The organism is Coprococcus sp. RTP31081st1_H1_RTP31081_211007 (genome assembly GCF_040227275.1).
Classification (GTDB): Bacteria; Bacillota; Clostridia; order Lachnospirales; family Lachnospiraceae; genus Coprococcus; species Coprococcus aceti.
In genome coordinates, this window is sequence record NZ_JBEHVP010000005.1 from 174,360 (window position 1) to 198,029 (window position 23,670).

20 protein-coding genes, 7 tRNA genes and 1 other RNA gene are annotated in these 23,670 nt (G+C 44.7%); 9 read left to right on the plus strand and 19 right to left on the minus strand.

What is annotated here, in order from left to right; translation table 11 throughout:
- Positions 1-96: 96 nt before the first annotated feature.
- The 4 genes from ABUA31_RS09820 to ABUA31_RS09835 all read right to left on the minus strand — a co-directional run bounded on the left by ABUA31_RS09820 (position 97) and on the right by ABUA31_RS09835 (position 4,186).
- Positions 97-453 carry a heavy-metal-associated domain-containing protein gene (locus ABUA31_RS09820; RefSeq protein ID WP_055273296.1) on the minus strand — a complete coding sequence of 119 codons (357 nt, stop codon included), beginning with the start codon at positions 451-453 and terminating at the stop codon, positions 97-99.
- Positions 454-474: 21 nt separating this feature from the next.
- Entirely contained in the window at positions 475-957 is a 483-nt protein-coding gene (locus ABUA31_RS09825; RefSeq protein WP_015533944.1) for a transcriptional repressor, read from the minus strand.
- 107 nt (positions 958-1,064) lie between these two features.
- On the minus strand, positions 1,065-3,497 hold the full coding sequence (locus ABUA31_RS09830) for a sensor histidine kinase (protein ID WP_055273294.1): 2,433 nt from the start codon (positions 3,495-3,497) through the stop codon (positions 1,065-1,067).
- The gene (locus ABUA31_RS09835) at positions 3,497-4,186 is read right to left on the minus strand and encodes a response regulator transcription factor (RefSeq protein WP_022215879.1); all 690 of its coding nucleotides are present in this window, start codon (positions 4,184-4,186) and stop codon (positions 3,497-3,499) included. Before ABUA31_RS09835 ends, ABUA31_RS09830 begins: the two co-directional genes overlap by 1 nt.
- 213 nt (positions 4,187-4,399) lie before the next feature.
- On the opposite strand from ABUA31_RS09835, the gene ABUA31_RS09840 reads away from it, so the two are divergent.
- Positions 4,400-5,593 (plus strand): DUF4317 domain-containing protein, encoded by a 1,194-nt coding sequence (locus ABUA31_RS09840; RefSeq protein ID WP_015533946.1) that lies wholly within the window; start codon positions 4,400-4,402, stop codon positions 5,591-5,593.
- A 64-nt stretch (positions 5,594-5,657) separates the two neighbouring features.
- Here the strand turns inward: ABUA31_RS09840 and ABUA31_RS09845 are convergent, their stop codons facing one another.
- The 6 genes from ABUA31_RS09845 to ABUA31_RS09870 all read right to left on the minus strand — a co-directional run bounded on the left by ABUA31_RS09845 (position 5,658) and on the right by ABUA31_RS09870 (position 11,568).
- Complete coding sequence (locus ABUA31_RS09845) at positions 5,658-6,605, minus strand: magnesium transporter CorA family protein (protein ID WP_015533947.1); 948 nt, start codon at positions 6,603-6,605, stop codon at positions 5,658-5,660.
- A 123-nt stretch (positions 6,606-6,728) separates the two neighbouring features.
- The gene (locus ABUA31_RS09850) at positions 6,729-8,270 is read right to left on the minus strand and encodes a sodium:solute symporter family protein (RefSeq protein WP_349818743.1); all 1,542 of its coding nucleotides are present in this window, start codon (positions 8,268-8,270) and stop codon (positions 6,729-6,731) included.
- A gap of 316 nt (positions 8,271-8,586) precedes the next feature.
- Positions 8,587-9,549: a calcium/sodium antiporter gene (locus ABUA31_RS09855; protein ID WP_015533950.1), complete on the minus strand. Its 963-nt coding sequence runs from the start codon at positions 9,547-9,549 to the stop codon at positions 8,587-8,589.
- 85 nt (positions 9,550-9,634) lie between these two features.
- Positions 9,635-10,144, minus strand: coding sequence for a shikimate kinase (locus ABUA31_RS09860; RefSeq protein ID WP_055223268.1), 510 nt, complete (start codon positions 10,142-10,144; stop codon positions 9,635-9,637).
- The gene (locus tag ABUA31_RS09865; RefSeq protein WP_022215931.1) at positions 10,141-10,599 is read right to left on the minus strand and encodes an Lrp/AsnC family transcriptional regulator; all 459 of its coding nucleotides are present in this window, start codon (positions 10,597-10,599) and stop codon (positions 10,141-10,143) included. The genes ABUA31_RS09860 and ABUA31_RS09865 overlap by 4 nt, the downstream gene beginning before the upstream one ends.
- Positions 10,600-10,623: 24 nt before the next feature.
- Positions 10,624-11,568 (minus strand): AEC family transporter, encoded by a 945-nt coding sequence (locus tag ABUA31_RS09870; RefSeq protein ID WP_349818744.1) that lies wholly within the window; start codon positions 11,566-11,568, stop codon positions 10,624-10,626.
- A 217-nt stretch (positions 11,569-11,785) separates the two neighbouring features.
- On the opposite strand from ABUA31_RS09870, the gene ABUA31_RS09875 reads away from it, so the two are divergent.
- From ABUA31_RS09875 to ABUA31_RS09905, 7 genes are all read left to right on the plus strand, one after another.
- Positions 11,786-11,860: transfer RNA gene (locus tag ABUA31_RS09875), tRNA-Pro, on the plus strand.
- A gap of 30 nt (positions 11,861-11,890) precedes the next feature.
- Positions 11,891-11,961, plus strand: a tRNA-Gly gene (locus ABUA31_RS09880).
- Between the two features lie 41 nt (positions 11,962-12,002).
- A tRNA-Arg gene (locus ABUA31_RS09885) sits at positions 12,003-12,076 on the plus strand.
- Between the two features lie 79 nt (positions 12,077-12,155).
- A tRNA-His gene (locus ABUA31_RS09890) sits at positions 12,156-12,229 on the plus strand.
- A gap of 33 nt (positions 12,230-12,262) precedes the next feature.
- Positions 12,263-12,334, plus strand: a tRNA-Gln gene (locus ABUA31_RS09895).
- A gap of 20 nt (positions 12,335-12,354) precedes the next feature.
- Positions 12,355-12,427, plus strand: a tRNA-Lys gene (locus ABUA31_RS09900).
- Positions 12,428-12,476: 49 nt separating this feature from the next.
- Positions 12,477-12,556, plus strand: a tRNA-Leu gene (locus ABUA31_RS09905).
- A gap of 134 nt (positions 12,557-12,690) precedes the next feature.
- On the opposite strand, the gene ABUA31_RS09910 is transcribed toward ABUA31_RS09905, so the two are convergent.
- The 9 genes from ABUA31_RS09910 to ABUA31_RS09950 form a co-directional block, all read right to left on the minus strand.
- A complete protein-coding gene (locus tag ABUA31_RS09910; protein WP_015533951.1) occupies positions 12,691-12,960 on the minus strand; it encodes a hypothetical protein in 270 nt (89 codons plus the stop codon).
- A gap of 169 nt (positions 12,961-13,129) precedes the next feature.
- A complete protein-coding gene (gene pcrA / locus ABUA31_RS09915) occupies positions 13,130-15,478 on the minus strand; it encodes a DNA helicase PcrA (protein ID WP_055273291.1) in 2,349 nt (782 codons plus the stop codon).
- Between the two features lie 131 nt (positions 15,479-15,609).
- The gene (locus ABUA31_RS09920) at positions 15,610-16,590 is read right to left on the minus strand and encodes an SPFH domain-containing protein (RefSeq protein WP_055223264.1); all 981 of its coding nucleotides are present in this window, start codon (positions 16,588-16,590) and stop codon (positions 15,610-15,612) included.
- Positions 16,591-16,629: 39 nt separating this feature from the next.
- Entirely contained in the window at positions 16,630-17,307 is a 678-nt protein-coding gene (locus ABUA31_RS09925) for a PspA/IM30 family protein (RefSeq protein ID WP_015533954.1), read from the minus strand.
- Between the two features lie 237 nt (positions 17,308-17,544).
- Positions 17,545-18,504, minus strand: a complete 960-nt coding sequence (locus ABUA31_RS09930) for a hypothetical protein (protein ID WP_015533955.1) — start codon at positions 18,502-18,504, stop codon at positions 17,545-17,547.
- An 80-nt stretch (positions 18,505-18,584) separates the two neighbouring features.
- Positions 18,585-19,268 (minus strand): gamma-glutamyl-gamma-aminobutyrate hydrolase family protein, encoded by a 684-nt coding sequence (locus tag ABUA31_RS09935; RefSeq protein ID WP_015533956.1) that lies wholly within the window; start codon positions 19,266-19,268, stop codon positions 18,585-18,587.
- 5 nt (positions 19,269-19,273) lie between these two features.
- A complete protein-coding gene (locus ABUA31_RS09940) occupies positions 19,274-21,664 on the minus strand; it encodes a PEP-utilizing enzyme (protein WP_349818745.1) in 2,391 nt (796 codons plus the stop codon).
- A 93-nt stretch (positions 21,665-21,757) separates the two neighbouring features.
- Positions 21,758-22,300 carry a nitroreductase family protein gene (locus ABUA31_RS09945; protein ID WP_015533958.1) on the minus strand — a complete coding sequence of 181 codons (543 nt, stop codon included), beginning with the start codon at positions 22,298-22,300 and terminating at the stop codon, positions 21,758-21,760.
- 24 nt (positions 22,301-22,324) lie between these two features.
- Positions 22,325-23,038 (minus strand): hypothetical protein, encoded by a 714-nt coding sequence (locus tag ABUA31_RS09950; protein WP_055223258.1) that lies wholly within the window; start codon positions 23,036-23,038, stop codon positions 22,325-22,327.
- A gap of 198 nt (positions 23,039-23,236) precedes the next feature.
- On the opposite strand from ABUA31_RS09950, the gene rnpB reads away from it, so the two are divergent.
- An RNA gene (rnpB, locus tag ABUA31_RS09955) (RNase P RNA component class A) lies at positions 23,237-23,596 on the plus strand.
- Positions 23,597-23,670 lie beyond the last annotated feature (74 nt).

Below are 23,670 nucleotides of genomic sequence, written 5' to 3' on the forward strand. Positions count from 1 at the left end.
TCTGTTGTGTTTTCAACAACAATATGGATAATACCACATCTTATTCGAATTGCCAACAATTTTTTGAAAATTTTTTACAATTTTTTATTCAAGACTTTATCCTATACCGGTTACTGAGTATCCACACCTCTCTACACAGCTCTTAAGCTCATCATCAGATACTTCTCTTCCGAGCTTAACGACAGCCTGCTTCTTCTTGAGGTCGACTTTTGCGTTCACCTGGCTCAGACTGTTCAATGCATTCTGTACACGATCTGAACAGTTGCTGCAGTGCATTCCCTCTATGTAAATAGTCTTCACAGCGGCAACATCCTTTATCTTGTCACCCTTGACCTTGACGGAACCACCGCCGCCACAGCAGCCTCCTTCTCCTTTAAAGTGCTTTGCAGAACTGATAACTGCACCCACTACTATAAGCACCAGTATGCACACTACCAATATTGTTCCACCCATTGTAGATCATCTCCTTCGTTATTAACAACATGAGCCACAGCCACAAGGCTTTACATTGACACCTGTCACCATCTGATTCTCAATATATCCGCCAGCCATAAGTCCTGCACGGATTATCCTGTTCCACTCTTTGGCCGAAAGCTCAATGCTGGATGAATCATCAAGCTCAATGACACAGGCATCCTCTATACCACAGTTGGCACCACAGGCAACCTTATACATGTTTTTACGGTTGATGGCTCCTATATCCTCCAGTGTATTCACCATTCTGTACACTGTAGCCGAGCCTATACGACTGTCCTGCTTGACCGCCTTATAATAAATCTCCTTGCAGGAAGAACACTCTTCCCCGAGTATTATGTCAAGGAGTATCATTCTCTGTCTGGTTATCCTGCATCCCCTTTCCCTGAGTCTGCTGATAACGATCTCTTTCTGCATCTCTGTACGCTGGATACCTGTATCATCTATACTCTTCTTGTCCGTCTCTAATCTTTCGTTAGTCATCATACACGCCTCCTTCTGATTGTTGATAATATTATCATCAAGGTTAGTATGCCCTAACTCAAATTAGTTGTCAATAACATTTTTCAATAAATCATGTTAATTTAATTTTATAAAGTACCATTATCTGTAAATATTATGGCCGCTTTGAACAGATCTCCGTCTATGCTTATAGTAAATCTGGCATTCATCAGAGTACACAGACTGTTCGCTATAGATAATCCCAGTCCGCTTCCCTCCGTATTTCTGGAGCTGTCTCCACGGACAAATCTCTCCATGAGCTCATCACTGGACACATTGAGCGGATCTCTGGATATATTCTTAAACTCCATCCTTACCTCGCCATCTCCGCGGATAACCGATGCGTAGACTCTCGTTCCCGGCATCGCATATTTGCTTATATTTGCAAGGAGATTGTCGAATACTCTCCACAGATGCTGTCCATCTGCCATAACCACCGCAGGTGTATCCGATCCCGTAAATACGACCTTAAGCCCTGCCTTGTCCAGTTTGTCTCCATACTCTCCTATTGCCTGTTCCAGAAGCATATTTGCATCTATCTCTGCCCAGTTTATCTGGATATTGCCGGTGGATGCCTTGGATGCCTCGACCAGATCCTCTATGAGTTTTTTCAGTCTCGCGGACTGCCTTGAGAGAACTTCTATATATTCCTGTCTTGTCTTCTCATCCATATCGCCCTTCTGCAGCAGATCAACATAGTTGATTATGGATGTAAGCGGGGTCTTTATATCGTGGGATACATTTGTTATGAGTTCTGTCTTCAAATGCTCGCTCTTTATTCTGGCCTCAACAGCCTTTGACATGCCGTCTCTTATCTGGTTGAGGTGTTCACCATGTGCGCGGAATACCCAGAACATTTTGCTTGTGTCCGCTTTCCTGTCCAGATTGCCCTCCGCCATCTCCTTTGCGCACTTGTATAACTCTTGTGTCTGTATGAGATATGCCACTATTCCGACTATGCACAGCCATTTTAAAATGATATAAATCACCACCCAAAGAAGGCCTCTCATGCTGCCTGCTGCCAGGATTGCCACAAAAATTATCTCTACTATAGTTATACCTATATAAGCCCATACGCCCTTCTGCGTCAGGGACATATGACTTTTCACATACCTGAAACAAGATTTCGTCTTTCCTGCTATCCACTTCAGTGCGCGGATTATCAGGCAGTCTGCCCAAAATGTTCCCGCCTTCACCTTCGCAACCATATTGTTAAAGAAAAACAACGCCACAGAATATAGACATGCCACCGGCACCAGAAACGCAATGTACTGTATATTTTCTGATACAAATGTGTAGTTCCTATACTGGTTCACACACATGGATGCAATACCGCTTTCAACGCAGATCCCTACTGCTGCTGCAACAGAGCATACTGCCATAGCCAGCACAAGCTCAGTCGGAGTCCTCTCAAATCTGCCGAGAGTTATCGTCTCCTTCCCTGTCTTTACGCCGGCGTTGACCATTGAAAATATTGACATGACGATGCACAGCAGCAACATGACTGCAAATCCTGCCAGTATCCCCTTGCTCTTCGTCCTCCATATTCCAATGTATTGAACCATTTCCGGATTTGACGCTTTGATGTTGTCTACAGCAGCCGCCACGTCCACATAGCACTTTCCCGTGATATTTATAAATGAATATGCATCATAGCTTAGCACAAGACAGTAGCCATTCCCAGATGAACTGCCAATCTCGTCTGTGTCGTCAAAATACAGTTTTTCAACTGAACTCGGGTAATAATCGCCATACATGATATCCTGTGTGGTGATAGACTTTCCATCCGCTGTCAATACAGAATCTGTATCATTCTCCACAGTATCATTTTCGTCATTTTCTTCATTATACGTGTATTCGTCATAATATGGATCGTTCTCCCCCAGCAGGGCATTGATATACTGCTCACCCTGTTCCATATCACCTAGATTGTTAAACACAATATATCTTTTAACAGGCACTTCTATCGTGCTGTCATAATCGTTCGTATATATATTGTCGTCCAGTCGGGCTTCGTCATTTATCAGCTTTATATTTCCGGTCGTTACTTTTATCTTTCCAGTATTTGCATTTGCATCATCACTGCAGGCTGCCGTCAGCATATAGCCGATATCGCCTCGTTCGCTCATATCCGCATACCGGTATGACGACTTGATCGCAGATGTTGTATCCGCGTTGGTCAATCTCCGGAAAACATCAGCCGCGGTTATAACCTTATCTCCGTTATGATCGGCGCTCACGAGCTGACTATATGTTGTAATGCTTTCCAGCTGCGACCTTGTATCCTGGATGTAAGCATTCACCTTTTCGGTAAGCGCATAATTTGTGTCCTCCACATAATCATTTACAAGCCTCTCATACGGCGTCGCGCCCTGATCATCATCACTGTACACTCCAAGGTAGCTTCCCTGCAGCACCAGACCGCCTGTATACAGCGTTCCATATGCCAGCACCGCCACAAGAATATATATTCCAAGTTTAAAGAACACATTTCCTCGTATCTTATAAATCGCCTTATCCACTATTGTACCTCCATTTTATAACCTCTTCCCCAGATAACCTTTATATATCTTGGGTCTGAAGGATTTATCTCTATCTTTTCTCTAAGATGTCTTATGTGTACTGCAACAGATCCTTCCGCTCCCATAGGATCCTCCTTCCACACTGCCCTGTATATTTCTTTTGTAGAAAATACCTTTCCCACATTCTGCATAAGAAGTTTTAGGATGTCATACTCCGTTGGGGTGAGGGGCATAACTTCTCCATCAAGTGTGACCTGTTTGGATTTGTCGTCAAGCTCTATTCCTCCGATAACCAGCTTATCTTTTGGTGTCTCTCCGCCTCCCAGCTGCATGTAACGCCTGAGCTGGGACTTTACCCTTGCCAGAAGTTCCACCGGATTGAATGGTTTTGTCACATAGTCATCTGCGCCGACCTCAAGTCCCAGCACCTTGTCGGTATCCTCACTCTTTGCCGTAAGCATGATAACCGGCACATTGCTGCTCTCTCTTATCTTTGCCATGGCTGTTATACCGTCCATCTGAGGCATCATGACGTCCATGAGTACAAGCTGTATGTCATTAGAATTTACCATATCAACTGCCTCCATACCATTGTAAGCTTTATACACCGAATACCCGGCTGTCTTAAGATATATCTCTATAGCTGATACTATATCTTTTTCATCGTCACATATTAATATATTGTACATTTTTCATATCCTCACCTTTTTCGTATTTATCCTTAGCTTACCACAATCACCTCCTGTTCTCAATTATCGCCATACTGCCATTAAGAAACAACCATTATAAAGTTTAAGATATCTTTAAGACTTGTCATTATTTGTGGTATACTTAGGAGGCGGTCTGTCATTGCAGATGTTATAACGCAAAATATATCACTATATAGAAACGGAGTTTTATTTATGACAAAAAAAGACGTACTTGAGATAAGACACCTGTTTGCTCCAAAGGAATGCTCCATAAGCAAGATCCGCGGATGCTACGTGGACGGAGACTGCAACAAGGTGGCGACCATCAACGAACAGTTTCTCACCATGCCGGAAGAAGAAACATACAAATATTTTGAAATACTGAAAAAGACTTTATCAGGAAGCATTGGCAAGAATCTTGTCACCATGCCATTTCCTACCTCACAGGAGTTTGAAGGCGGCACACAGGAATTCCTGAATAAACTCAGGAAGAGCAAGCTTGAGAACGATGAGCTGATAAATGAGTTCTATGACAAGGTCATCGAGAACTACGATTACACCGGCAACTACCTCATACTGCTCATCCACGATACATATGATGTTCCGGGCAAGACAACCGACGGCATCATGATGGACGATGCATCAGACGAGGTGTATGACTATATCATGTGCTCCATTTGCCACGTCAACCTGTCCAAGGCGGGACTCAGCTACTTCGACGTTGAAAGCACATTCCACAACAGAGTCCGCGACTGGGTGGTCGACATGCCGGACATAGGCTTCCTGTTCCCGGCATTTATCGACAGGAGCACGGATATCCACAACGTTCTGTACTACACCAAAAAGCCGGAGGAGCTTCACGACAGCTTCATAAGTAACATCCTTGGCACTTCTCTTCCTATAACTGCGGGAGAACAGAAGGATGTATTTCAGGAGATTGTTGCTGAGACTCTGGGAGATGACTGTAATTACGATATGGTAAGAACCATCCACGACAATCTGAACGAGATGATAGAACAGAGAAAGGACAGTCCGGAACCGCTTACTCTCTCAAAAAACACTATAAAGAACCTGCTGACAGAGAGCGGAGTATCAGACGAGAAGATGGCAGATTTTGACGCCCACTACGAGAAGGTAACCGCTGCGGCAGCACCGCCTGAGCAGCCATCTGAGAACCCGGAGGATGAACCGGCCATAGTTGTACCGCGTGAGAAGTCAACTGTCATGTACGCGACAAATGTTGCAAACACAAAAACATTTGAGGTAAAGACTCCTGATGTGGTCATCAAGGTGAATCCTGAGAGAACTGATCTGGTAGAGACCATGGAGATCGACGGAAGGAAATGCATCGTCATCCAGATATCCGATCAGGTCGAGGTAAACGGAATACCTATCAACAACAAATAACAAAGGCACAAAAAAGGACCACCGGCAGCAACAAAACCGCCGGTGATCCTTTTTTCTATCTTCCCTACTGTTTGAGCATCTTCTTTTTCTTCAATATAATAGCGATAACTATGCTTATCACAAGTATGATACCGCACACTATCTCAAATCCATATGGTACATTCGCAAATGGCATCCACTTCGTGCCCACATTCATTCCATACACACCGGATATAACTGTAGGCACAGCCATGACGATGGTTATGGCCGCCAGAAACTTCATGGCGTTGTTCAGTCTGTTGTTGATGATGGTCGTCATGAGCTCTCTCGTACCACTTATGATATCCCTGTATATCTGTGTCATCTCGATAGCCTGCTTGTTCTCCACCAGAACATCGTCCAGCAGTTCCTTATCCTCCGGGTACTGCTTGATCCTGCCGTATCTTGTCAGCTTATCAAGAACTACTCCATTCGCTCTCAGTGATGTGGCGAAGTATACGAGGTTGGACTCCAGCTCGTGAAGATCTATGAGATCCGCATCCTCGGTCTCCTCCTGGATACGCTGCTCAATAAGGGTTCTTCTTCTGTCCATGACTCTCAGATAATACTGGTATGTGGTACAGTTCCTGTAGAGTATCTGGTACATGAACCTCATCCTCTTCTTGGTGCTGAACTCTCTCACCTTGCCCTCCATAAAGGCCTCAAGCACAGGAGTCTCCTCGGCGCATATGGTGATGATGCAGTCTGCAACCAGTATGATACCAAGAGGGATTGTTGTATATGCCTCTCGTTCATTTCTTATCTCTATAGAAGGAATATCCACGATTATCAGTGTGTAGTTGTCCTCCACCTGAACACGTGAGCTCTCCTCGTCATCCAGTGCGGCTCTGACATCCGCCAGATCTATCTCAAACCTCTCGGCTATGCTCTTACTCTCATCTATTGTTGGCTTAGTCATGACTATCCAGGCACCAGGACCATATTCCTGTATTTCACTCAAAATTCTGTCATCCGTTCTGTACAGTGTGATCATTCCCTGCGCCTCCTGCCACATAGATTACAGCATGCCTCAAATGCACATTACCGCCTGATAATATTAACATAAAAAACACGGCCTTTCAACAAAGTTTTGTGTAAAGACCGTGTAATATCTATGTTAGTCAAGTGCCTTCCTGTGAGCTACAGTAACTGTCTCCTCATAGCATGAGAATGCTTCCTCAACCTTCTTCTGGTCAGGCTTCTTTGTGAACAGACTCACAATAGGAACGATGATAAGTCCTCCAACCATGGCAACCGCACCGCAGTTGATAGGTGACTGTATCATTGCAGGGAACTTAAACAATCCCCATGTGTTGCTTATGAAGTTCAGTGTCATGATTCCTGTTCCCCATACAAAACATGTCCAGCAAGCTGCAACAGTTGTCTTCTTCCAGTATAAGCCATACAGGAACGGAGCGAGGAACGCACCTGCTATAGCGCCCCATGAAACGCCCATGAGCTGTGCTATGAATGTGATACGGCTTGAGTACTGCACGATGGCTATGACAGCCGATACGGCAACGAACATGACAAGCATGACCCTCATGATAAGTATCTGCTTCTTCTCATCCATCTTAGGTGCAATGACTGGCTTTATAAAGTCTATTGTAAGCGTTGAGCTTGATGTAAGAACCAGAGATGAAAGTGTGGACATAGATGCTGAGAGCACAAGTATGACCACAAGTCCCATAAGGGCTGCAGGAAGCTTCTCAAGCAGATGTGGAATGATAGCATCAAATCCCTCTGTCGCAACATCTGTACCTGTGAGTCTTCCAAATCCGCCGAGGAAATAACATCCTCCAGCAACTATCGTAGCAAAAAGTGTCGACACAACTGTACCTGTCTTGATGGATCTCTCATCCTTGATGGCATAGAACTTCTGTACCATCTGTGGAAGTCCCCATGTTCCAAGGGATGTCAGCACGACAACACAGAACAGATTGAATACGTCAGGTCCCAGGAATGATGCAAATACACCCGGTGTATCTGACACTGCAGGATCATTTATCCTTGCCAGGCTGTCAAGTGCTCCTGTGAGTCCGCCGTAGTTGTTGAGTACCGCATATATGACTGCCACGATTCCCACCAGCATGATGAGTCCCTGGATGAAATCGTTGATAGCAGTCGCCATGTATCCACCAACGATTACATATATACCTGTAAGGGCAGCCATGACGATTACGCATATCTTATAGTCAACATTGAACGCCATTCCGAACAGTCTTGAAAGTCCGTTGTACAGTGACGCTGTATATGGAATGAGGAAGATGAAGATGATGATCGACGAGAAAAGCTTCAATGACTTGCTGGAGTATCTCTTCTCGAAGAACTCCGGCATAGTTCTCGTGTCAAGCTCCTGTGTGAGCAGTCTTGTTCTTCTTCCGAGAACTACCCATGCCACCAGTGAGCCAAGCAGCGCATTTCCAATTCCTATCCATGTGGAAGCAATTCCGTACTTCCATCCAAACTGTCCGGCATATCCAATGAATATAACCGCTGAGAAGTAAGATGTTCCATAGGCAAATGCTGTGAGCCACGGGCCAACGCTTCTGCCCCCAAGAACAAATCCATTCACATCCTTTGTGTGTTTTCTCGAGTAAAATCCAACTCCAAGCATGATCGCAAAGAAAACAACAAGCATAATAACTTTGAGTACCATAGTATCCTCCCAATACATTTTTTTCCGCGTTTTACTTTATCGCGTCAAAGCGTGTCAACTTTAAAGTTTTGCGGTTTAAATTGCTACGTCTGATTATAAGTTATACCCATACCATAGTCAAGAAATATCCACAAAAAATACAGCGTGCGGCAATCGCTACACGCTGTATTTTTTATTGAGATCTAATCAAGTTCATCTAAATCATAAAAATCATCCATACTGTAATAATCCTTGTCATCGTGACTTGTTATACACACCAACTCTTCCGGTTCATAATCATCACATAAATGACTATACCCCATTCATTTGATATCTGCTACATATAATTCTTGTACATAATATAAGCAAAATATACCGCATACACAGCCAGCATCACTATTCCGCCCGGCCTGGTGAGCTTCTTCTTTCTGACGCTGCACACCCAGAGGAGAACAGCAGCCACTATTGCCATGATGCCATCCAACAGGAAGTTCTGCTCAAACTGCACTGGGGTTATGAGCATTGTAGTTCCGGCAACGAAAAGTATATTGAATATATTGCTTCCAACTATGTTGCCTATGGCAATATCTGTCTGCCCCTTTTTTGCCGCTGTGCATGATGTCACAAGCTCAGGAAGAGATGTGCCAAATGCCACTATTGTAAGACCTATGAGTCTCTCTGTCATACCGAGCTTTCCAGCTATATATGATGCCGCATTTACAGTGAAATTACTTCCGACCACGACCAGCGCTAATCCTATGATTATAAACAGTATAAGTCTCGGAGTCTTATCCTTCTCCGTGAGTTCTATAGAATCACTCTCGCTGTTGCCATTCTTCGCGCTGATGATCAGATATACCAAAAATCCAATAAACACTACATAGAATATCACACCCTCAAGTCTGCTGAGCACACCATCAAAATATCCCATGCAGAGTATCATGATCGATGCCACGATAACAAATGGTATATCTATCCTAAGTGTATTTTTCTTTATAGGAAGTGCTGCTATGAGTGCTGTCACTCCAAGGATGACAAGTATGTTAATAATGTTGCTTCCAAGCACATTTCCAACAGTGATCCCGGCTCCCGCAGGCGAAAGTGCCGCCTTTATGCTGACAGCTGCTTCTGGAGCACTAGTGCCCATGGCAACTATTGTTAATCCAACTACCATCTCTGGTATGTTGCATTTGACAGCTATTTTAGACGCACCATCTACAAATACATCCGCTCCCTTTATCATAAACACAAATCCAAGCACAAGAAGCAGTATCTGACCTAACATTTTTAATATCTCCATACATTCCCTCCATTGTATATATGCTACATTTTCACCTCAGCTATATAAGCAGCTTTTCTATCCCTATCATGTGGCATATGACGTATTACAGATCTCTTCTGACAATTATCATGCCCGCAACGCTGTCCAGCAATTCCTCAATTCCAAGGCCTTCCGCTTTGATATTGATATGACAGTACTTCTCATAAAGCTTTGTCCTCTCATTATACAAATCTTTCAGAGTCTGTCCATCCTTCAGCACCACGCCTCTTCTCTTGATATTGCCAAGTCTGTTCGCTATCTCCTCATATGGAAGATTGATATATATAACTGTATCCTCCGCCATGTATTTCTCCATGGCATCAGTACAGTACACAGCGCTTCCACCTGTGGCTATGACTGCATGTTGGTCTGTGATACCCTTGTTCACATCATTCTCTATCTTTAAAAACCCATCATCGCCATACTTTGCTATGATCTCCCTGAGCAGCATTCCCTGACTGTTCTGTATGAGAATATCTGCATCGATGAACTTATAACCGAGAACCTTTGCCAGAAGAACCCCTATAGTGCTCTTGCCCGCTCCCGGCATGCCTGTAAGTACTATGTTGTTCATTTCTCTTTTACCTCCGGTATAACTGATACTTCGTCCTTGAGCGTCTTGAGAACAAAGTGCGTTTCAGTTGCTGACACACCCTCATATCCCTTCACAAATCTATACACCTCGTCCAGACCTGCAGCGGAATCAGTCACTATCTTCAATATAAAGTCAAAATCTCCTGTCATATAGAAGCATGCGACTATGCTGTCATTTGTCTGTATAAGCTGTGCAAATTCATCATAATATTTCGGATGCTTCAGTCTCACTTCCATGATGGCTACCATCTCATTGCCCAGCTTTTTCTGGTCAACCTCAATGGTATATCCCTTTATTACCCCGCTGCTCTCCATCTTCCTTATTCTCTCTATCACGGCCGAGACAGAGAGATTGATCTCTTCACTGATGGCCGATGCTGTAAGTCTCGCATTGTCCTTCAGGCATCTCAGTATCTTGTAGTCAATGTTATCCATTAATTAAACCTCTGTATAATAAAATTAGATTACTCCCAAACATTTTAACACAAACACCCACAGAGTCAACGTCACTGACGATAATAATGTGGATAAAACGATAATATTCGATGACAGCACATAATCATTGTCCATATTCTTCGCCATGATGTATCCCGACACCGTAGCCGGTGCTCCAACCATTATAAGTATAGCAACAATCTCACTCGGCCCAAAGCCCATACCAATGGCAACCGGAAGGAATATGACAGGAAGAATCACAAGCTTTATGACCGTTGCCACAAGTGACGGCTTGAGCCTGGTCAATGCCTGCTGTGAGTCAAATCCAGCACCTATGGCTATGAGCGCTATAGGAGTCGCCGTCTGTGCTATATAACTGATAGTTCTTGTCGGTATGGCTGGTATCGGTATGTCAAATACAGAGAACGGGACTCCAAGCAATATTCCTATGATGATCGGATTCTTCAATATATTGACGTACGCTTTCTTGATACCCGCTGTTCCCCTCTGTCTGTCGTTTCCGCCAAATGTCAGAGCTATTACAGATATAATATTGTACATCGGCACCGCTGACACTATCATGAGAGGCGCCATGCCCGAGTTGCCACAGATATTCTCCACAAATGCAACGCCGAGAACCGCAGCACTTCCTCTTGCTCCACCCTGCACAAATGCACCGATCATGGTTCTGTCCTTACAGTATATCAGTGCAAACACCCATACCAGCCCAAACATTATGATCGTTCCAAAGAAGCAGAACAGAACAAACTTTACATTGAGGTCGTCCAATATGGAGGTCGTCGCAATATCCCTGAACAGCAGAACCGGAAGGGCTACCTTGAACACATATTTATTCGCCACGTTGGCGAACTCTTCTGTTATAATATGTATCTTCATCAGAAACCATCCCAGAAGTATCACCAGAAATATCGGTATCGTTGCATTTATGCTGAATATAAAATTATCCATTTCTACACATCCTCACAATTTTCAATTTTTTTCAAAATACCTATTGACTTTCGCTCCTATAATGCATATAATGCAAAAGTCGGTTTGATGAACAGGCGATAACGTCTGATTCAATATAACACATCAGCAACTGATTTTCAAAAAAAAATTAAAAAAGTTGTTGACAAACATCACCGACTTGTGTATAATAGGTTTTGCGTTGGTCGCAAAGGACTAACGGGGTGTGGCTCAGCTTGGCTAGAGCGCTTGATTTGGGATCAAGAGGTCGCAGGTTCGAATCCTGTCACCCCGACTTATAATCCAAAACACTGTTAAGCATTATGCGGGTGTAGTTCAATGGTAGAACACTAGCCTTCCAAGCTAGATACGTGGGTTCGATTCCCATCACCCGCTCTTTATTTTCGCTAACATATACATATAGCGGGAATTGGTACGTGTCCGTAGCTCAGCTGGATAGAGCAACGGCCTTCTAAGCCGTGGGTCGGGGGTTCGAATCCCTTCGGGCACATTTTTGTATCTTAGCTACTACTACTGTTAGCAGGCTAAGATATATTTTTATAAAATAGCAATTATTTTATAAGCCTATGGTGGGTATGGCGCAGTTGGCTAGCGCGCCAGATTGTGGCTCTGGAGGCCGAGGGTTCGAGTCCCTCTATCCACCCTTTTTCTTTATCGCACATATTAGCGATGCTATTGGGTTATCGCCAAGCGGTAAGGCACAGGACTTTGACTCCTGCATTCGCTGGTTCGAATCCAGCTAGCCCAGTTATTAAAGTCCAGACTTATGGGCCATTAGCTCAGGCGGTAGAGCACTTGACTTTTAATCAAGTTGTCCGGGGTTCGAGTCCCCGATGGCTCACTATTTCCCTTCTGATATGAGGGGCTATTTTTATTTTATGAAGAATTAAGCGGATATGGCGGAACTGGCAGACGCGCTAGACTTAGGATCTAGTCCTTCGGGGTGCAGGTTCGATTCCTGTTATCCGCATTTTTTATACCTTTTATCATGACGTTTCGTCCTATCTTCCATTTTTTTAGTAGATGACAAAAAAATACGCTCTATCCTCAATGGATAGAGCGTATCTTTATACTACCATATTCTTCTATATAATACAGTACGAATTACTCAGCGTCTGCCGCCTCGGCTGCTTCTGCTGCTGGCTCTGCCTCATCTGTATCTTCCTCATCATCGAAGAAGTCATCGTCGAAATCATCGTCGAAGTCATCATCAAAATCATCAAGGAAGTCTGGTGTAAGATATGAATATACTGCATATGCAATACCTGCAATAGCAGCAACGGCACCAATGATAACCAAGATCACAAATAATGTGCTCTTTGCCTTCTCTTCTGTTGCATCGCCTTTAACTAAGATTACGTCACTACTCTTCATCGTTACATTCCACCCTTTCTTAACCCTGTAACGGGTTTCATTATATTATATTGATTTGAGAGAAGAAACATACAGTTATTATCTCCCAACACATACCAAAATTATAGCATACGGTTTTGATTATTTCTATATGTATTTTATAAATAAATCTAACATGCGGTTTAATTGACTACTCGCATTTTTTGAGCTTTGCAAACGAAGCAAACATCTTCCTGACACCGCATCTGTCGAAATTCACTGTAACCTCGTAATCCTTATCGCCCTTCTCCAAAGCCTCCACAGTACCCGGACCAAACTTAATATGTCTGACTCTGTCTCCAACAGCATAATCCGGCTTGCCAACACTGTTTACCACAAAGGCTTTGCCGAACGAAGGCTGGGAAGACGGCTGCCCGTATGACTGCTGTTTTGCATAGCTGCTGTATGGATTCTTCTGTCCATAGCTTCTGCCTGAGGCTGCTCCAGCGGTTCTTCCACCGCCATAGCCGGCATATGTATCACCATATGAACTTCCATACGCATCTCTGCGTCCTTCACCTCTGTTATATCTGTCGACAGACTCCGACTCTCTTCGCTTTGCCATATTCTTCATATCAGCTTCATGCTCAAACAGCATAGGCGGGATCTCTCTTATGAATCTGGACACATCGCTGTACACCCTATTACCATGCATCATTCGTTCCTTCGCCGCACTCAGGTACAGCTTTTTCATGGCTCTGGTTATACCCACGTAACACAGACGTCTCTCCTCCTCAAGAGCATCGGGATCATCTGAGTTGAGTGCAATTCCACTAGGAAATACTCTGTCCTCCATTCCGCATATAAATACGTATGGGAACTCCAGACCCTTGGCACTGTGGAGAGTCATCAGCTTGACCTGATTGTCATCCTCCGACATGGCATCGAGGTCAGACACAAGCGCTATCTCCTCCAGGAACTCGCTGAGCCCTGCCTCCTCATTATCCTCTGTGAATTCCACCACCTTGTTGCGGAGTTCATCGATATTCTCAAGTCTAGTCATGGCCTCCTCTGTGTGCTCTGCTATGAGCTCTGACTCATAACCCGTATCCTCAAGGATCCTGTCGTACACCGAGTCAAGGCTCTCACCATCCGCCAGCATATCCCTGAATGATGTGATAAGCTCCGCAAACTGCCTGATCTTGGCCGAGGTCTTGGCAGCCATTCCCGGTATCTCGTCAGCTCTCGCCGCAGCATCCATCATCGACAATCCATACGCATCCGCAAATGACTCAACCTTGCTGAGACTCGCCTCGCCTATACCTCTCTTCGGAACATTTACCACTCTCCTGAAGTACAGGTTGTCAGTGGAATTGTTGATGACCTTGAGATATGCCAGAACATCCTTGATCTCCTTTCGGGCATAGAAGTTTGTGCCGCCATATACTCTGTATGGTATGTTCGCATACACCATCTTCTCTCCGAGCACACGGGACTGTGCATTCGTCCTGTAGAGGATAGCTATATCCCTGTAGTCCACTCCCTGTCTGACAAGAGTCTTGATACGGCTCGCCACCATATCTCCCTCTGCATATTCCGAATCGCACTGCTCAAACGAGATCTTCTCACCGGCATCCTTATCCGTCCACAGAGCCTTATCCTTACGGCCTGCATTGTGCTGTATGACTGCATTCGCTGCGGCAAGTATATTGCCACAGGATCTATAGTTCTGTTCCAGCTTGATAACCTTCGCATCCTCATATTCCTTCTCAAAGTTCAGGATATTGGTTATATTCGCTCCTCTGAACTTGTATATGGACTGATCATCGTCTCCCACCACACACAGGTTCCTGTATTTTCTCGCAAGCATCTTGACCAGCAGAAACTGTATGTGATTAGTATCCTGATACTCGTCAACCATGATATATCTGAATCTATTCTGATATGTATCAAGGACATCAGGATTGTGCTCGAACAGCTCCACCGTCTTGTAAATAAGATCGTCAAAGTCCATCGCATTGTTCTTCTTAAGACGACTCTGATACTCAGTGTACACCTCTGCAGCCTTTGTTCCTGCATAGTCTGCAGCATTCTTTTTTGCGAATTCATCAGGTGACAGATACTTCTCCTTGGCCTTGGATATCTCCGCCATGAACATCTTCTCGGGATACCTCTTCGGGTCTATCTGAAAATCCTTGAGTATACTCTTCACCGTACTCTTCTGGTCATCCGAATCATATATATCAAAGTTCTTGCCATAGCCGATCTTATCAGCATATCTTCTGAGTATCCTTACACACAGCGAATGAAATGTGCTGACCCATACCCTGTCAGCTCCGTCCCCAACTATCAGATCAACTCTCTCCCGCATCTCACGGGCCGCCTTGTTGGTGAATGTGATCGCCAGTATGTTCAGAGGATTAACTCCTTCGTGCTCCATGAGATAGGCTACCCTGTGTGTGATAACCCTGGTCTTTCCGCTTCCTGCTCCCGCAAGTATGAGCAGTGGCCCATCCACATGCTCACAGGCCTGTTCCTGCATATCGTTAAGTCCTGCCATAATTCCTCCTGTATCCTGTGACGTAAAAAACGCCGTTATATATACCAAACATATGTTTTATTCCATCTGCCTAGTATATCATAACAGCGTTTATTTGAAAATATCATTATTCAATTATAATGTATTTGTCTTTAGATCAGCTTCGTTCCACAGTTGCCACAGAACTTCGCACCGTTAGTTGGCTGTCCACAGTTAGGACAGAACTTTGGAGCTGTTCCGGTTCCTGCTGTCTGTGTTGCTGCATTGTTCATCTGGTTCATAGCTCCGGCCATCTGACCTGCCATAGCCATTCCCATCTGCATTCCTACCATGGCATTTGCCATATCCGTTGCATTGCTTCCGGCTGTTCCTGTACGGCCACCCCTTGCCATGGAATCAACCATATTCACCTGCTGGAATCTGTTCATATCCCCTATCATAGAATACTCAGCAGCCTGATCAGCACGCTTCTGTATATTCTCAGGATATGTAAACTCGCTTATTCTGAAATCAGTTATCGTAAGTCCGATTCCCAGAAGTTCCATGTCCAGATCTTCCTTGATACCCTTAGCTATATCAACGGAATTGGCCATAAGATTGAATACGTCTCCGCCAACCTTTGTGATCCACTTCATCAGCAGTCCGTCCAGGATACCCCTTATCCTGTCTCTTATGTCATCGACTGTGAACTGCTGCTTTATACCTGCAACCTTCTCTATTAGAACATTATAATCGTCTATCTTGAATGAGAATTTACCATTTGATCTCACAGGAAGTCCGCCCGGAAGTCCCGGTGCCTGAAGTCTGATCGGTGAACTGGTTCCCCAGTTACATGTAAACTCTTTTGTATTCACAAACAGAACCTCTGCGCGAAGTCCTGAATTGAATCCGAACTTAAATCCCTTCAATGTTGAAAGGAATGGTATGATCTGTGAATCAATAGTGTAGTTTCCAGACTCGGTAAATATACCTTCAACCGCTCCGTTATAAAGGAATATAGCATCCTGTCCCGGTTTGATTATAAGCTTTGAATCCTTCTTGATCTCTCTATTTGTCCACTTCCAGAAGATGACGTCATCTCTGTACTCTTCCCATTCTACAACATTAGCAAACTGATTTGAAAATAAACCCATGTAGTGCACTCCTCTCTGTTCTGCAATATGTTTGGAATATTATAATCCCATCTTTGCCTTAAGTGCTGCAAGCTCATCCTGAACGTCTGCATTTGGAGCTGCATCATACTTGCTTGCAAGATCATCTATTGAATCTGCGCTTGATGAATTGAGCTCGCTCATTGCATTTGCCTTGTCAAGCATAGCGTCTGCCTTTGCTTCCATTCTTGAAAATGCATCAAGTGAAGCTGATGAATCGCCGATACCGCTCATCATCTTGTTCATACGCTCCTGAGTCTTAGCAACCTGAACCTTTGCCTTGATAGTCTCTTTTCTTGCATTGAGATCGCTGACATCCTTTGTGAGCTTGTCATGCATCTGTCTCATCTTGGCTGCGTTAGCTGCTGCTGCATCATATGCCTGCTGAAGAGCTACCTGCTTCTGCGTGAGCTGGTTCTTCTTCTCGAGGAACTTCATTGCATCGCCCTCGTTACCTGCTACAAGTGCCTTCTCTGCATATGTCTGCATCTTTGCGATCTCTGCGTCACACTCATCAAGCTGTCTCTTGCATCTCTGCTCCTCTGCCATAACAGTTGCAGTCTCTGACTTAACCTTTCTGAGATCCTCCTGAAGGTCTCTGAGGTACTGATCTATCATCTTCTCAGGATCCTCTGCCTTGTCAAGAAGTGCATTGATGTTTGATGACATAATGTCCTTAAATCTCTTTAAAATTCCCATAACTTTTTACCTCCGCGTTTTAGGTTGATTTATTTGTATATAATATTAAATGTTGCCTCCTGTCGACGACACCACCATTATATGATCTCCCATGCTCCGGCGCAATACCATGCATGCTGTGTTGCTGCATCATATAATGTGCTATTCGACACGTTACCCCCTGTAAAGTATCAGCCGCCAACTTATCAGGCTTTAATATTCAAAACTAGCGCGTCCCCTGCATGTTGCACGAAACTTTTATACGACTCCGTCATCCACGTCATCATAGGCATCGGATATACGTCCGCCTATTCTGAAATCAGGTCTGCCGTTCTTGTCTGAGTCGCTTCCCTTGGCACTCGCATCCGTTATCGACTCCTCAAGTCTCACCGGTGTTCTGTCTCCAAAGCGTCTCATCTTATCGTCATGATCACTGTCTTTTATGACATGTATCGAAGAATCCGCATCGTCAGTCTCCCTCTGGACACTCTTGACCGGTTCCCTGGATGCCTTCACTCGGATTGGTTCAGGCTCCTTCTTATCTTCAAAATCGAACTCCCACTGAACCATCTCCGGCTCACCGTTCTTATCCTTGTGCTCCTCATCCTTGGCTTTGTTCTTCTCATAATACAGCTCATTCGCCAGAAGCTGGCTGATCTCCAGTATATCGGCATAGCGCTCCTGCTTCTTCATATCCATGAGACCTTCCATGAGCTCCTTCTTGTTGTTCTCAATGATCTCAGATTTCTTTCTCAGAGAATCAAGGACTCTGTCGCTCTCCATGCTTATCATATTATATGCCTGGTTCACGGTCTCGTTGATCTCCATCAGCATCTCATTTGTATAAATGATAGATGCCGCATATATCTCGTTGGCCGTTCTGAGCGCCTGCCTGTCCTGCTTGCCAAGGCTCTTGACATTGCGGTCCACAAAGAGCGGGCTTGGCTTTGTAAGCCTGATCCTGGATGCGGTCTCCTCGGCCTCTGCGATGATCTCATCGGCCTCCTGCTCTGCCTCCTTGATGATCTTGCTTCTCTTGTCTGTGATCTCATGATATGCCTTGAGTTCCAGATCTATAGTAGTCTTGAGCTCCTCAACGATCTCAAGAACCTCTTCCTTGTTGACCAGTACCTTACCTGCTGCAAATGGAACGTTCTGTCCATCTCCAACTATATCCTGTATTCTATCTAAAAGCTGTTTAGCTTTTCCGTTCTCCATAATAGTGCCTCCATCGCAACTTTTCTATCTCATAAGTATACGCTAGTTTATTTTAGCATCTTTCATATGGCATTTCAACGTTAATCTATCGCCGGTTTCACATCATCTCTCGGAAGCCCAAGGAAATCCTGTATAAGATGTCTTGTAAAAAGCCGTCCTTCCTCGCTCTCAAATATACGCTCAGGATGCCACTGGAAGGCAAGTATGCTCATCGTCGGTGATACAAATGCCTCGACAGATTCATTCTCCTCATCGACCACTATCGGATAGAACATCGTCGACAGATTTTCCAGATAGACACAGTCGCTGTGGAAGTTGTTTACCTTGATATATCTGTCCGTCTTGACTATCCTTGCCATGTGGTCTGTGCCTCTGGGTCTTGGCACCTTAAAGCGCGCGGAATAACTTATCTTACCGCCAAACAGCGCATTTATGTGCTGCATTCCCCTGCACACGCCTATCACTGGGATCTCATTCTGGACGCAGTACATTATGAGCTGCTCCTCTAGCGCATCACGGTGCGGCTGCAGCTCTGCATTGTGCGGCTCCACATAATGTCTCGGATGGAGCGTTCCGCCCCCTGTCACTATCAGGAGATCAAACTGTTCATCCACTATCTCATCAAAGTTTTTTGTAAAGTTGGATACCGGTCTGAGTCTTATTCCAAGGCTCTCATAGAACTCCACATAAGCAGCCTCGAGAACGTCCGTATATTTTCCATACATATTGTGTCCTTCCCGCTGTGTTATAAGTGCATGTAACATAAAACCTATACCCCCTTTGTTATCTTACCGTGTGCACAGTCGAGCGTCACCGTCTGCTGTTTTTCCACGAAACTGTATATGCAGTCTCCGCAGCCTATTGCCGCCGGGATGTTGAACTCCGCACACCTTATCGCCATGTGGGATGCAACTCCGCCGTATTTCGTTATAAATCCTTTTATCCCCTTTGCAAATATCCAGTCGTATCCCGGATCCGCCTTCGGGAGAACTACTATCTTATCCTGAACGTCAGCCACATCCTCGTGATCCTCATTCTCATAATTTTCAAGCAGGAGAATGTCACCCGTGACGCATTCAGATGTTATGAAGTTAGGTCTGGCCTCCCATATCTCTATGCATTTTAACTGCAACGGATCATATATGACATCCGGAAGTATAAGCATGGACGCCCTCTGGAATTTCTTTTTGTTCTGATCTATGATCTTTCTCCATATATCGCCTGTGAATTCCGCAGGTCTGTTCACCATAAGCTGAATATCCGGCACCTCAAGATATGCCATGTCTTCCTTGCTTATGCCAAGTTTATCGCCTATATCTATAAGTATGTCTATGGCAAGGCTTAATGTCTTGGTGAACTCGAACTTGAAGAATTCCCTCTCCTCCATGGAATCCTTGAGGAAATCCAGAAATTCCCTGAGGTCCACATAAAAGCCTATATCCTCAAGTGCCTCCATGAGCTTAACCGAATCCAGAGGATTATGCTTAAGCTCCTCTATAGTCTGCCTCTGCTTTCTCGCAGCAGCGCTTCCCTTGGACAGGTCGAACTCGCGCTGGGCGTATGTCTCGCAGGTTATGTCGTATGTGCCTGAACGCAGATGTCCATATTTTTCATCAAATGTACCTCTTGTTATCCTGCCGTCCACCAGATCCTGAAAGTCAGAATCGTACTCCGACGCAACAGTATATATCGACATCATAAAATCGTCTATCTCTTTGTCCGTAAAATATCCTCTGTACACAAGGGATCTGCTAATCGCCTTCGATATGAATGCCAGTCTCGCCTGTCGCGCAAATTTCGGGGTTCCGTAATGCTTTATGCTCTCTATGAGCTGTACAAAATACTGTATCAGCGTTACCACATCATTGTGCGCCATAAGCCAGTTGCTTCTCGTATTCTCACGGTGGACACGAAGGCCGTTAAGAGCCCTGAGATCCTTCATCCTGTTTCTATTGAAATTGCATATCGCATTGTTTGTCAGATTGAACAGCGAATCCGAGAGGTCCGCAATCTCCTCCCTGGTGAACCCGGCTTCCGTCAGTGTCCCCAGCTTGTCCTCCGTCGAGAAGTCATATTCGGAAAATGCTATCTCAAATTCTATCTTGTCATGGGCGGTCGGATCATCTATAAGCTTTTTATCGTAATACTTCAGAAGCTTCGCCTCCAGCCTGTCATCCAGTTCATCCGGCATCAGCCCCAGGAACGACTTCTTAAGAGATATGTACGGCTTGTTGCCAAGCTTATACATGAGGTCTCCATCCACCTCTCTGTAACCAATGTAGCTGAGTCCCTGATTCCATGCCGCAGACGTGATGATCTCCCTGTACAGGGAATAGTCAAGCGGATGGGGATTTTCACCTATGATCTCCGCAGGATTCCAGAATGCCATATCCGACAATATGGTGTTCCTGTCCCCAACCAGGCTGCTGATCTCCCTGTATGTATCCTCAGCCTCCAAAACAGTCCTGAACACCTCTTCGTCATCGACATCGGAGTGAACACCATTGATGCTGGCTGCAAGAGGTCTCATCTGAAATATCGTGACTGTATTGCCCTCATCTATTGCGAACTCCACATCCAGTGGATATTCAGGGTGCATCTCCTCCAGCTCACGCATGGATCTGATGAGCGCAGCCCAGTTCGCCGGCAGCTCATCACAGTCCACATTCCTGATTATGTATACCGTCTTTCCTCCCCTTCCGCTTGTAACCGCGTCTGTGGATGAATCATCGTAGGTTATCGTATAATATGGCCTGTCCTTCTTGATCTCCCTTGAAAATATAACGCCGCTGTAGCTGATATTCGTGATCTGTCTCTGTATGAGAACCTGTTCGCCGGACACATCGTCCAGATCACATTTATATGAATCCAGCACTTCCCTGACTGCCCTTACTACCGCCTCTCCGTCTGAAGGGTCCACTCCCAGAATACTCTCATAGTGACCGGCATTCGAAGTGTTGAGTCCGTCTTCATTTGAGGACGAGCTTCTGACCACGATATACCCTCCGGCAAATTCTTCTGCTATCTCCGCCGCAAGTCCATATGAATCGGCATCAAGCTCAGCTCCGGTTACTATCTTCAGCTTTTCCACTCTCGAATACTTCAATTTTCCATACAGGCTCTTAAGAACATCAGCCTTTGAAGAAATCCTGTCTGTCATGTTGCCTCCTTATTAAAAAAAGCTGCACTTAGTGTATACTAAAGTGCAGCTTACATCAATTTCTTTTTATATGTAATTGTACCGTTCTGTGATCTACTTCACTGTGAGAAGGTCGTCCACTGACTTTCTAGGCGGCATCTCCGGTGCAAATGCAGGATAACCCATAGCCACAACTGCGGCAACGGTCTGTCCATCAGGAATACCAACTATCTCTCCTACCTTTGCATCGTCAAATATTCCGAGTATGACTGTTCCAACGCCCTTATCATGAGCGGCAAGACAGAATGTCTGGGTTGCTATACCGGCATCGAACATCTCCCACTCGCTGCCCTTGCTTGTGCTGAACTCTCCTGACTTCTCATAGCCACATATTCCGTCCTTCTTGGTGACTATCATGAGCTGCTTCGCTCTGCTGACTGTCTTCTGGTTGAGAGGGAAATCCATAACGCCCTCTGCAGCTATCTTAGCGATGATCTCCGGATCCTCCACAAGTGTATATCTGATAACCTGTGTATTCTTCCATGATGGCGCATATGACGCCAGCTCAACAATCTCTCTGACTGTGTCAACACTCACCATCTCATCTGTAAACTTTCTCACACTTCTTCTGGTCTTGATACATTCTACTGCGTTCATACAATGTCCTCCTGGTGTAAAATCTTATAATAATCCCTGGATATATAATATCCCGCTCGTGAACTTGTCACCGACGTTATTCACGTAATTCCTGTATTCCTTATAGTCTATATAATACTTCTTTCCCCATGAAGATACAACAAGATATTCTCTTCCTTTTATGGTGCACACTCCTGTAACAGTCACATAATGTGAGTGGACATTCTCCCTGATGGAGCTCTTCAGCTCACCGTCCTTGTCCACATAAAGGCTGATACCCTTCTTGCCAAATGGATTGTATCTGTTAGGTCCTATGGCCAGTATGACCGGCTTATTCTTTCTTATGAGATGTCTTATATCTCTCAGCATCGATTCATCGGACTGCATCATCTTCCACTTTGCCTTGAGCCCTATGTCGTTCAGCATGAAATATCTGTTCATCGTATGCTTGAGTGCTATTCCCAGCATACCCTTGTGCATGAGAAGTATCACGTAGTGCACATAGAAAAATCTCACATACTCAAGATAGTCATGCTTGTTGTATAAGCCTTTTGGCTTGTTGATCTTTCGGATGGCATCGGTCATCATATTCGGATTCTGCTCAGCAAGATACATCGTGAGGTCTGCCATGGCTATAACACCACATCCGACCTTCTGCATCTTCTTTGACTTTGACCAGTTCTGATTGCCACCGTAGCTCACCAGATTCAGATTCTTTATCTTCACATAATCTCTATTAGTTAAATATACATCTTCCATTGTTAGTCCTTTCCAGCGCTATGTGCGCCATATGCCTGAAGTCATATATTAGTCTGCTCGTCTTTGCTATAGATTATATCATGAATCGCAATCCACATCAAGCATTCTTAACTGTGTTAAGTAGTTTTAAAAACTACATTCGTTGTTTTTTGATTATTTTCACTTTACTTTTTGCCGGTGATTTGTTATAAGATTATATGAGTTGGATAAGTGATCGCGGCTGCATTTTTGCAGGTGAGGAAAGTCCGGGCTTCACAGGGCAGGATGCCGGATAACGTCCGGTGGAGGCGACTCCCAGGCCAGTGCAACAGAAATATACCGCCATATTCGTATGGTAAGGGTGGAAAGGCGAGGTAAGAGCTCACCGCTGCCATGGTAACATGACAGGCTCTGTAAACCCCATCCGAAGCAAGACCAAATATAGCTTCTGCAAAGGAGCTTGTGGAATGATACAGTTGCCCGCTGCATTCCAGGTAGGTTGCTTGAGTTTTATGGTAACATAAATCCTAGATAGATGATCACTCTCGACATAACCCGGCTTACAGTCCAACTCATTCCCTTTCATAGTATTTTTCTTATATTTTGAACAAAAAATACGGCACGGAGACATTTGTTTTGCCTCTGTGCCGTAT